The sequence below is a fragment of the Runella aurantiaca genome (assembly GCF_003339505.1).
Classification (GTDB): domain Bacteria; phylum Bacteroidota; class Bacteroidia; order Cytophagales; family Spirosomataceae; genus Runella; species Runella aurantiaca.
Genome location: NZ_QPIW01000011.1, coordinates 184,989 through 196,565 on the forward strand (window position 1 = coordinate 184,989; position 11,577 = coordinate 196,565).

The following is an 11,577-nucleotide window of genomic DNA, read 5'->3' on the forward strand; positions in this document are numbered from 1 at the left end:
ACTATGAAAAAAAGCCTACAAAAATCCTGCGGGATGGGTGTCATACTCCTAGCGTTGTCGCTGAGTGGGCATCCCATTTGGGCGCAAACCTACGCCCGTGCCTACAAACTGCCTCAAAAATCAGAGGCTGCAGCGCCCACCATGCTGAAGTTGAGGGATGTACTCAAAGACCTCAAAAGTCGCTACCAAGTAGATATTTTGTTTGAGGGTGGCCTGGTAGAAGGCATTACCGTTTCTTCTGATATAGTCAATTTGAACGCAAATCTGGAACAAAATCTAGACCGTATTTTACGAACATCGGGCCTGAGTTATAAGAAAGTCAAAAACGGTTCCTATGTTATTTTGGAAACCAAAAAATCTCCTAAAACGGCGGAAGCCGACGCCCGATTTCAAGAGAGTGTCAGTCCCGAACAACCCGCCGAAAAACCCATAACAAGCGAAATACCGCAAGTGAAGAGTTTGGAAAAAGCGGAGGTAATGGCACAAACCGTCAAAGGAAAAGTTACCGATGAAAAAGGCGCGGGGCTGCCCGGTGTGAGCGTGTTGATTAAAGGCACACAGCGTGGCACCACCACCAATGCAGAAGGCGCTTTTCAGTTGGAGGTCCCCGAAACCTCTTCCGTATTGGTTTTCAGCTACGTAGGTTATGAAAGCAAAGAAATCACCGTTGGCAATCAGACCAATATTTCCGTTTCTTTAGCCCCCGAAAGCAAGTCTTTGGGCGAGGTCGTCGTGACGGCCTTGGGGATTAAAAAACAGGCCAAAAGCATCGGCTACGCTACCGCAACGGTAGGCACGGAAGAGATGACCGTAAACCGCACCGCAAATTTTATGAATGCATTGCAGGGAAAAATGGCGGGGGTAAACATCACGTCGTTGGGCTCTGGGCCGGCAGGAACGAGCAAAATCCGTATTCGCGGGCAATCTTCGTTTGGCGGCAACAACTCACCTTTAATCGTGGTCAACGGCGTGCCGATTGACAATACCAACAACGGTGCCCGGGGCGATGTTTCCGAAAAAGGAAGCAATCGAACCTCCGACGGTGGCGACGGATTGAGCAGCATCAACCCCGACGACATCGAAGCCATGACGGTCTTGAAGGGGGCTGCGGCGTCAGCCCTTTACGGGTCGCGGGCCAAAGACGGGGTTATCATGATTACCACCAAAACACGCGGCACAGGCTCGGGGATTTCGCTGAGTTACAACTCTAATTTTACTTCTGAAACTCCGTTGGATTATACGGATTATCAATACGAATACGGACAGGGTGAAAACGGAGTTCGTCCTACGGCACCTTTTCCCACCTCGGGTCAGTGGAGTTTTGGTGAGAAGTTTCAGCCCGGCATGACCCATATTCTTTTTGACAACGTCACCGTTCCGTACGAGCCGCAGCGCAATCAAATCTCAAAGTTTTACCAAAAAGGTTATACTTGGACCAACACCTTGACACTGTCTTCGGGCAACGAAAACGGGGGCTTCAGTCTTTCGGTTTCCAACTTAGACAACCGTACCATTTTGCGCAACTCTGGCTACGACCGCCGAACCATCAATTTGGGTTTTACGCAAACGCTTAAAAAACTGACCGTTTCGGGCAACGTTAACTACTCCAACGAATACCGTAAAAATCCGCCAAACATCGCCGAGCAGGATTACAGCCCAGTAATTATCTTCAACATGGCCAACTCTATGCCGTTGGATTTATTGGAAAAATACGCCTCTGATGCCAACGGCAACGAAACCGTATGGTCGCGCTTTACCAACCGCACCAACCCCTATTTTGCCCTCAAACGTTTTGATAACATCCGTAACGACCGTGTGTTTGGCAACCTGACGGCTCGCTACAATTTCACCAATTGGTTGTTTTTGCAGGGTCGGGTTGGTCAGGATTACTATTCTCGTGAACAGGATTATAACTTGCCCACGGGCACCCAACGCCAACCCGCTGCACCCGCCGGGTTTGTGAACGGCCAATACGTGCAGGACGCCCGCAACGTGCGCGAACTCAACGCTGACTTCTTGTTGGGAGCTAATAAAACCTTTGGTACAGTGGGGGTAAACGTAAATGTAGGGGGCAACCAAATGTACCGCCGCATCAGCCGCCACAACGTATTTGTCCAAGATTTTTACACCCGCGACCTGTACACCGTCGGCAACAGCCGCCAGCGCGACGCCACCTATGAGTTCTCAGAGCGTCAAGTAAATTCGTTGTATGCCTCGGCAGAGGTTTCATTCAAAGATTATTTATTCTTAAACGGAACCGTCAGAAACGACTGGTTTTCAACCTTATCGCCCGCCAATCGCAGCATTTTATACCCTTCCATTACGGCGAGTTTTGTGTTCTCGCAGGCATTTGCTACCTCTTTACCCTCTTGGATTAACTTCGGTAAAATTAGGGCTGCCTACGCCGAAGTGGGAAGCGACACCGACGTGTCGCCGTATGCCAACAACCTTTTTTACGGCATCAATCCCCAACAGTTTCCCTCGCCAAGTGGTGTAGCACAGCCTTTGGGAAGCATCAGCGGCTCTACCGTTCCGAATGCCAACCTCCGCCCAATGCGGGTTTCTGAGAAAGAGTTTGGATTGGAGTTGAAGCTGTTTAACAACCTGATTGGATTGGATTTTACGTACTACGACAAATTATCGTCCGACCAAATCCTCCGCGCTCAAACCTCTAACGCAGGCGGCTACCTCAATCAATTAATCAACGTCGGCCAAAGCCGTAATCAAGGTTTGGAAATGTTGGTCAATCTAAACCCCATCAGACGTCAGGATTTCAGTTGGAATTTTATTTTCAACGCGGCTTACAACAAAACTAAAGTGCTCGATTTGGGCAGCGGCGTGAGCGACAACATGATTACCGTCGGCACGGGTGACTTTACGGGCGAACTGCGCCAAGTGGTAGGCCAACCGATGGGACAATTGTTTGGATTTGGCTACCTCCGCGACGCCCAAGGCCGTCAGGTATTTGATGCTGGCAACGGCCGTCCGCTACGAACGCCAACCCAGATTGCGTTTGGCAGTGCATTGCCGCTGTGGGTGGGAGGATTCACCAATAGTCTCACATACAGAGGCATAAGCCTTTCATTCTTGATTGATTTCAAACTAGGCCATAAGATGATTTCGGGCACCAACCACAACGCGTGGCGGCACGGATTGCACAAAGCGACGTTGGTGGGAAGGGCCGAAAACTTCGTCATCGGCGACGGTGTCAACCCCAACGGCGAGGTCAACAAAACCAAGTCAGGCGTGCAAGCGTATTATGAAACGGTACGCTCTCAAAACATCGCCGAAGAGTTTGTGTACAACGCAGGTCTGTGGCAATTACGCCAAATCACGATTGGCTACGATTTCACCAAATTCCTCCCCACAGCCATTCCGTTCATCAAAGGACTTCGGCTCAATGCCGTCGCCAACAACGTGGCCGTACTCAAAAAATGGGTTCCCAATATCCACCCCGAACAATTCGGTTTTCCTTCCGATAACCTGATTGGACTAGAAGCCACGGGGTTGCCCGTTACACGCAGTATCGGATTTAATCTGAATGTTAAATTTTAAGATTCAAATCACCAAAAGAGAATCAAGATGAAAAAAATACGTATTTATCTCCCAATAATCGCCTGTTGCTTTCTGGCTTCCTGCGACAAAGGGTTTGACGAAATGAACGTCAACCCAATTGCCTTGACCGCCGTTGACCCTGGCTATCAGCTCAACACCGCTATCGTCAACACCGCGCCGGGCTACGGCAATTTGAGTTACGAAACCACCATCGTCAAGCAAATGATTACGCCTTTCAGCGGTCAGGGTTCGGCGGCAAACTTCAATCAAGATAATCGGGGCGTAGCCTCTGGCAACTGGAACACGTATTATCAGACCAATATCAAGGAATTGACCGACGTGGTGGCCAAAACCAAAGACCTTCCTGCGCGTTCTAATCTTTACAACATGGCCCGTATCTGGAAAGCGTATTCCTTTATGTTGTTGACCGATACCTACGGCGACATTCCCTATACGCAGGCGGGCAAAAACTATCTGGAAGGCATTGCCACTCCCGTTTACGACACGCAGGAGTCAATCTATACCGCTATTTTAAGTGAGTTGGATGCCGCTTCGGCTGGTCTAGATGCCTCCAAAGCAAAAGTAGCCAGCGATGTTTTGTACGACGGAGATGTGACCAAATGGAAACGATTGGGTTATTCGCTGTTGCTGCGCGCGGCCATGCGTCTTTCCAAAGTTAACCCGACCAAAGCCGCCGAATACGTAGCCAAAGCCGTGGCGGGTGGGGTCATGCAAGCCAATGCCGACAACGCCATCATTCGTCATAACGCCAATTTTACCAACCCTGTGGGTTCGCAACTCAACGGCGGTCAATCGGCTTTCTTTTATCTGGCCGAAGATTTTGTCACTTTTTTAAGCAAAAACAATGACCCGCGTTTGGCTTCGATTGCGGTTCGGTACGTGGGGGCCACCAGCGGCGCGCAGCAGGTAGAATCCCGCGCTAATCGTACACCGGGGGTTCAAATCGGGGCACCTTTGGGCTACGACAACACCACCATCAGCGCGGCCGTAACGGCCAACAAATTGGCAAGCCTGTGGGATTATAGCCAACTCGACCGCACCCGTATGGCGGGTTTGGCCGCCCCAAGTTTTCTGGTTACCTACGCCCAAACGCAACTTTTACTGGCCGAAGCCGCTTTTCGGAAATGGACCACGGGTGACCCCGCCGTCTTGTACGCCAACGGAATTCGGGCACACATGCAGCAATTTGCAAATTATGGAGCAAGCACGGCCATCGCCGACGCTGCCATCACCACTTACGTCCAAGCCAATCCGCTCGCAGTCGGCAAAGAATTGGAGCAAATCAACACCCAATATTGGGTCGCTTCTTTTCTGATTGGGCCTGAAACTTGGGCCAATTTCCGTCGCAGCGGTTACCCTATTTTGACGCCAAACCCTTATCCAGGTAGCGACCTCAAGACTGAGCCCTTTATTCGCCGCCTGACGTACACCGACGCCGAGCTAAACGTAAATAAAACCAATGTAGAACAGGCCATTAGCCGTCAAGGCCCTAACCTTTTAGATACCAGAATATGGTGGGACAAGAAGTAAAACAGCTTGTTTTCATCCTTTTTTATACATGAAAAATCTAAAAAAACGACTCCAACAAGGAGAAACCCTCAACGGGTGTTGGTTAAATCTTGGAAGCCCGCTCACGGCCGAAATCGTAGGACTCTCTGGGTTCGATTGGGTATTGATTGACTTGGAACACGGTGCCGGTACCGAAAAGGATGTATTGGCGCAATTACAGGCGCTGGAAAGCACGCCGACCACCGCCTTTGTGCGCGTCGAGAGCAGTGATTCTGCCCGTATTTCCCGGGTGTTGGACATGGGTGCGGCGGGGGTTATGTGTCCCAAAGTAAACAATGCACTCGAAGCCAAAAAGGTAATCAACGGCCTGCATTATCCTCCTTTTGGTAACCGAGGTGTGGCCAAAATGGTCCGGGCAACGGGGTTTGGGCAAAATTTTCAGGCGTATTACGACGCCTCAAAAGAAAGTCTTTTAGGTATTATCCAAATCGAAACCGTGGAAGCCCTGAACCATTTGGACGAAATCGCCGCGTTGGAAGGGGTCGATGTGCTTTTCATCGGGCCAGCAGACCTTTCGATGGAACTCGGAATTTTCGGTCAGTTCGATAATCCAATTTTCATCGACGCCCTCCAAAGAATCATCCTTGCCGCCCAAAAAGCGGGCAAATCCACGGGTATTTTGTTTTTCAACCCCGACGATTACCAAAAGTACCACGACATGGGCATCCGTTTCATTGCCTGCGGTGCCGACGCCACCTTTGTGGCCGACGGCGCACGGGCCATGGCTAAAAAATTGGCGGCTGCCCGGGCAACGTATACCTAGTACCGAAGCTTTCCGACGATTATCCACCAACCAATATCCGTTCCTAAACCTTTTTTTGAATGACTGATCCTATTTTTATCCTATCCGTTGGTGTTCTTATCGTAGTCGGTGGCATCATTGGGCTTAAATTACACCCCTTTTTGGCTCTTTTGTTAGGGGCTTTTGTAGTGGCATTGATGACGCCCGCCGCCGTCATTGAGCAGTTTGCATTGGCCAAAGGCACCGCTCCAGCGGCGGCATTGGCGTTATCCAAAAAAGGCATCGGCGAGCGTATTGCTACCGAATTTGGAAATACCTGCGCCAAAATCGGTATCCTGATTGCCATGGCCGCCATCATCGGCAAATGTATGCTCGAAAGTGGTGCCGCCGAGCGCATCATCCGGTCGGTTTTACGCCTCACGGGCATCGACAAAGCACCCGCCGCGTTTTTGGTGAGCAGTTTCTTTTTGGGTATTCCCGTGTTCTTTGACACCGTTCTTTTCCTGATGATTCCCTTGGCCAAAGCCATGACGTTGCGGATTGGCAAAAACTACCTTTTACTCGTCTTGTGTATTATGGCGGGTGCGGCCATGGCCAATTCACTGGTGCCACCCGCCCCCGGACCGTTGTTTTTGATTGGAGAAATGCACATTCCGATTGGTTTGATGATGATTGCTGGCACGATTGTCGGGCTGTTTACCATTACGGCTGGCTATTTTTTCGCCCTGTGGGCCAATAAAAAATGGCCGATTGAACTACGAGATTCATTGGATGCGAAACTGGAAGACCTCAAATCCATTGCCGCCAAAGAAACTAAACACCTGCCCGGGTTGGGCGTTTCGTTGCTGCCAGTACTGATTCCTATCGTATTTATCTGCGCCGACACCTTCCTGAGTAATCTATTCAAGCCGGGTGAGGCACAATCGTCCTTTTTGAGCAATCTTATCACGGTTGTAAAGTTTTTCGGCGACAAAAACATTGCCATCGTCACGGGCGGTATCGCCGCCCTGTTACTATTGGCTAGCCAAAAGAAAGACAACAAAGAAGGCCTGACGCCTTTTGTGCAGGCGGCTTTGATGAGCGGCGGCGGCATCATTTTGATTACGGCGGCGGGCGGGGCCTTTGGCGGAATGTTGCAGCAAACGGGCATCAGCGCCCGCATTGCCGACATGACCAAAGAGTACCAAATGGCCCTCATTCCGATGGCGTTTTTCATTGCCGCCGTGGTGCGTACCGCCCAAGGCTCGGCTACGGTTGCGCTGATTACTGCTTCGGGGATTTTGTCGGGAATGGCCAATAATGCCAATCTGGAGTTTCACCCAGTGTACTTGGGCCTAGCCATTGGCTGTGGCTCTAAGTTGGTGCCTTGGATGAACGATGCAGGTTTCTGGATTATCTGTAAACTCAGCAATTTGACCGAAAAAGAAGCTTTGAAAACCATTTCTCCACTACTGGTGGTGATGGGATTGACGGGCCTCGTGGTCATTATGATAGGGGCAAAACTATTCCCTTTGGTGTAAAGATTCTAACGTAATTATAACTCAATCGCTCTTTGTCCTCTGCGGGGCTCTGCGTGATACATTCATTTTGAAAAGATGGAAAAAGTAGGATTTATCGGACTAGGAATCATGGGAAAACCCATGGCTTTGAACTTACTGAAAGCAGGCTACCCCGTGTCTGTTTTGAGCAAAAGCAGCGCCGCCACCGAGTTGACCGAGGCTGGCGCAACAGCCTTTTTGACGAGTAAAGAACTGGCCCAACACTCCGACATCATCATCACAATGTTGCCCGATTCACCCGAGGTGGAACAGGTAGTTTCGGGTGCCGACGGCGTGTTGGAAGGCATTCAAGCGGGGGCGTTGTTTATTGATATGTCGACCATTGCACCAGCTACGGCGATGAATATCTACCACTTAATGCAGGCCAAAGGCGTGGAGGCCTTAGACGCTCCCGTTTCGGGCGGACAAGTCGGGGCCGTTGGCGCTACACTCTCAATCATGGTTGGCGGTAGTGCCAATGCTTTTGAGCGAGCATTGCCGTTGTTTCAGGCCATGGGCAAAAACATTGTGCATATGGGTGAGCCCGGCGCGGGTCAAACCACCAAAGCCTGCAACCAAATGATTGTCGGCATGACGATTCAGGCCGTGGCAGAGGCTTTTGCCTTGGCCCAAAAAGCGGGCGTTGACCTCGAAAAAATGCGGGAAGTATTGCTGGGAGGCTTTGCCCAAAGCCGCATCCTTGACCTCCACGGCAAACGCATGATTGACCGTAATTTCAACCCCGGTTTCAAAATAAAATTACACAAAAAAGACATGGGAATTGCCCTTCAAACGGGCCAAGAATTTTCGGTGCCCCTCAAAGGCACGGCGTTGGTAGCGGCCCAAATGGAAGCCGCCGTAGCGCAAGGAAACGGTGAACTCGACCACAGCTCGCTGTTATTGCTACTAGAAAAATAATCTTTCAACGCCCTTTATCCAACTGTAACCTTTAACCGTGGCTTGCCACTTACTACGATGAAACGTACCGATTTCCTAAAAACAATGACGGCAGGCTCCGTGGGAGCGGCCATTTTCGGGCCCGATCACGCCAAGGCCACCACTCTACCTACTCCACCCAAAAAAGTACTCATGAAAGTGGGTTGTCAATCGGGCGGCACGAGTGTTGAAAATCTCGAATTTAAAGCCCGCCACGGGGTGTTTAACATCGACGGTGGTTCTCCAAAAATTATTCCGGGCAAGGGATGGGACTTGGAAGATTCATTGGCAAAAAGGGACGCCTGCGAGAAGTACGGCATCAGCCTTGACGCTTACCACTATCCGCTGACCTCGGCAGGAATCGATAGAGTAGCTTACCCCAATATAATGCTCGGCAAAAGCCCCGAGCGCGACCGCGAAATCGAATACCTTCAGCAGATGATTCAGGTAGCGGGCAAAACAGGTATAAAAGTACTGAATTACAACACCACCATTCTGCCCGTGCTACGCACTGGAAAATACACCGACCCCAAACGCGGCAATGCCGAATACAGCGTGTGGAATTATGAAGAAGCATTGAAAAGAAATGACCCCAAGACAGTAGCGGGGGATGTTTCTGTTGATCAGATATTTGAGCGAATCACTTACCTACTCGACCGTATTCTGCCCGTTGCCAAGGAATACAAGGTTAAATTGGCTAATCACATCGCTGACCCGCCAGTATCCGCCGCGTATCGGGGCGTGATGCGCTGGAACAGCCCCGATGTTTTTAAAGGAATTCAACGTTTTGCCAAACTTTACGACAGCGAATACCACGGGTTCAATTTTTGCATCGGCTCCATTGCCGAAGGTCTGAAAGACCCAAAAAACGACATTTATCCCATCATCAAATGGGTTGGCGAACGCAATCAGATTTTCAATGTCCATTTGCGAAATATCAAAGGCAATTTTAATAACTTTCAGGAAGTGTACCCCGATAATGGCGAAATGAACTTTGCGCAGGTAGTCAGAGCGTTACGGGATGTGGGCTATGCAGGCATGGTCATGCCCGACCACGTGCCGCACCACCACGACCCTGCCGCCAGTTTACAGGCTTTTTCGTTCTGCTACGGCTACATTAAAGGACTACTGCAAACCGTTTCGGAAGAAGTGTGAGGTTTTTAACATTACACAGAGGAAAATAGCGTTTTTATAAAGAACCACAGAGAGTATTTTCTCTGTGGTTCTCATCTTTAACTCCGTGGCTCTCTGTGTAATAAAAATCGCTAATAAAATATTTTTAAAAAATCACTTTTCGTATGTCATCTACATCTGGCCCCCGCATCAAAGAAATCATCATTACGCCCATTGCTGTCGTTGACCCGCCCCTGCTCAATGCGGCGGGATTGCACGCTCCTTATGCGCTTCGTACCATCATGGAGGTGATTACAGACGATAATATTTCGGGCATCAGCGAAATACCGGGGAATAAAGATATTGATGCGGCTTTGGAAGAAGCCAAAACCCTGCTTATAGGCCGAGATGTATTTCAATTGAACGAAATCAGACACGTGTTGGTAGAACGTTTTGGCACCGATACTTCGGCCCAACGCGGCGAAACACCCTGGGACCAACGCAAATTGGTGCATATTTTCAGCGCCGTAGAAGTGGCCTGTATGGACATCATCGGTAAAGTAACAGGACGACCGATTGTGGATTTACTCGGCGGAAAAATGCGCGACCGCGTGCCTTTTTCCGCCTATCTTTTTTATAAATACGAAGGTGCGGGCGGGGAATTAGCCTTTGACATCGACCCCAACGCGACGGGATGGGCCGCCGCCCGACAGGCAAGCGCCTTGGATCCAGCAGAAATTGTGGCCCAAGCCCAAGCCATGTGCAAGGAGTTTGGTTTTCAATCTATTAAACTCAAAGGCGGCGTGTTTGAGCCCCGTCAGGAAGTAGATGCCATGTTTGCATTGTACGATGCTTTTGGCCCAAATTTCCCGCTCCGTGTTGACCCTAACGCCCTCTGGACTGTAGAAACAGCCATCAAATACGGGAAAGAAATGGAGCCGATTCTCGAATATTTAGAAGACCCCACACGCGGGCAGGAAAACATGGCGAAGGTGCGCAAAGCCCTCAAAACGCCGCTTGCTACCAACATGTGTACTACATCGTTTGAGGATATTCCCAACAGTGTCGCCATCGGCTCGGAAGATATTATTTTGAGCGACCACCATTTTTGGGGCGGCCTGCGCGCCTCCATGACCCTTTCTGGCATTTGCGAGACCTTTGGGCGCGGCTTGTCGATGCACTCCAACAGCCACTTGGGCATTTCATTGGCGGCCATGGTGCATTTGGGCGCGGCATTGCCAAAAATGACGTACGCGCTAGACACGCACTACCCTTGGCAATCGGACGAAATCATCGTGGGCGGGCGCTTCAAGTTTGAAGAAGGTGCCGTACTTGTGCCGCAAGAACCTGGCTTGGGCGTAGAGCTTGACCGCGAAGCGTTGGAAAAACTCCACCAAAATTATCTTGCTTGCGGCCTCACCAAACGTGACGACGAACCCGAAATGCAAAAAAAGGTTCCCGGCTGGAAATTCAAATCGGTTCGCTGGTAATGCCTCCGCGTTATTGCTTTGTTCTGAAAATTCTGGTACTTTGTAAAATAAAGGGAGACTTTAGGAAACAAAACGCAACCTATTTTTGAATGAAGTTAACGTGGACATTCTATCCGAAATATCAGGACAGCATCACCCTCACCGTGGTGTACGTGCCCGAATTGGATAATCATCATTTACCCAAGGGCGGTTTTTTGTACGAGCCTACCAATACGGCTTACGTCAACTACGACTCGTATCGCTGTTTTGACAAAGGCGATACCAAGATGAAACAGGACGCCTTCGGGCAGCTTGTTCGAATCTTGGAGCCAAAAGTCGTATTGCCCAATGAGTTGTTGCTTGATTTTAAAACGCCGGAGCGGAGGGTTTGACGGAACATTTCCTTTATCCTTCGCTACTACTCTACTGTTCATAAAAAGAGTTTCCACAGGCATGGGTTTTGGTTTTACCCCATTTTTTAGTATTCTCTTCCCTAGTCAGCAATGTAGGCTTCCCTTGGAAATTACTTTGGACTTTGTTTTTCTTTAAAAACCCCAGCTAACTATTGCTGGGGTTTTTAACTTTTGATTAACTTACCACAGAATAATACAACATTTACAAATTTTTCATCTAT

8 protein-coding genes are annotated in these 11,577 nt (G+C 49.8%); all 8 read left to right on the plus strand.

What is annotated here, in order from left to right; genetic code table 11:
- Window positions 1–3 precede the first annotated feature (3 nt).
- The 8 genes from DVG78_RS15260 to DVG78_RS15295 all read left to right on the plus strand — a co-directional run bounded on the left by DVG78_RS15260 (window position 4) and on the right by DVG78_RS15295 (window position 11,335).
- Window positions 4–3,555, plus strand: coding sequence for a SusC/RagA family TonB-linked outer membrane protein (locus DVG78_RS15260; protein ID WP_114461920.1), 3,552 nt, complete (start codon window positions 4–6; stop codon window positions 3,553–3,555).
- A gap of 27 nt (window positions 3,556–3,582) precedes the next feature.
- Complete coding sequence (locus tag DVG78_RS15265) at window positions 3,583–5,106, plus strand: SusD/RagB family nutrient-binding outer membrane lipoprotein (RefSeq protein ID WP_114461921.1); 1,524 nt, start codon at window positions 3,583–3,585, stop codon at window positions 5,104–5,106.
- 28 nt (window positions 5,107–5,134) lie between these two features.
- Window positions 5,135–5,908, plus strand: a complete 774-nt coding sequence (locus tag DVG78_RS15270; RefSeq protein ID WP_114461922.1) for an HpcH/HpaI aldolase family protein — start codon at window positions 5,135–5,137, stop codon at window positions 5,906–5,908.
- A 59-nt stretch (window positions 5,909–5,967) separates the two neighbouring features.
- Window positions 5,968–7,407: a GntP family permease gene (locus DVG78_RS15275; RefSeq protein WP_114461923.1), complete on the plus strand. Its 1,440-nt coding sequence runs from the start codon at window positions 5,968–5,970 to the stop codon at window positions 7,405–7,407.
- A gap of 75 nt (window positions 7,408–7,482) precedes the next feature.
- Window positions 7,483–8,343 carry a 2-hydroxy-3-oxopropionate reductase gene (locus tag DVG78_RS15280; RefSeq protein ID WP_114461924.1) on the plus strand — a complete coding sequence of 287 codons (861 nt, stop codon included), beginning with the start codon at window positions 7,483–7,485 and terminating at the stop codon, window positions 8,341–8,343.
- A gap of 57 nt (window positions 8,344–8,400) precedes the next feature.
- Window positions 8,401–9,516, plus strand: coding sequence for a mannonate dehydratase (locus tag DVG78_RS15285; RefSeq protein WP_114461925.1), 1,116 nt, complete (start codon window positions 8,401–8,403; stop codon window positions 9,514–9,516).
- Between the two features lie 143 nt (window positions 9,517–9,659).
- Window positions 9,660–10,964 carry an enolase C-terminal domain-like protein gene (locus DVG78_RS15290; RefSeq protein ID WP_114461926.1) on the plus strand — a complete coding sequence of 435 codons (1,305 nt, stop codon included), beginning with the start codon at window positions 9,660–9,662 and terminating at the stop codon, window positions 10,962–10,964.
- A gap of 89 nt (window positions 10,965–11,053) precedes the next feature.
- Entirely contained in the window at window positions 11,054–11,335 is a 282-nt protein-coding gene (locus DVG78_RS15295; protein WP_114461927.1) for a hypothetical protein, read from the plus strand.
- Window positions 11,336–11,577 lie beyond the last annotated feature (242 nt).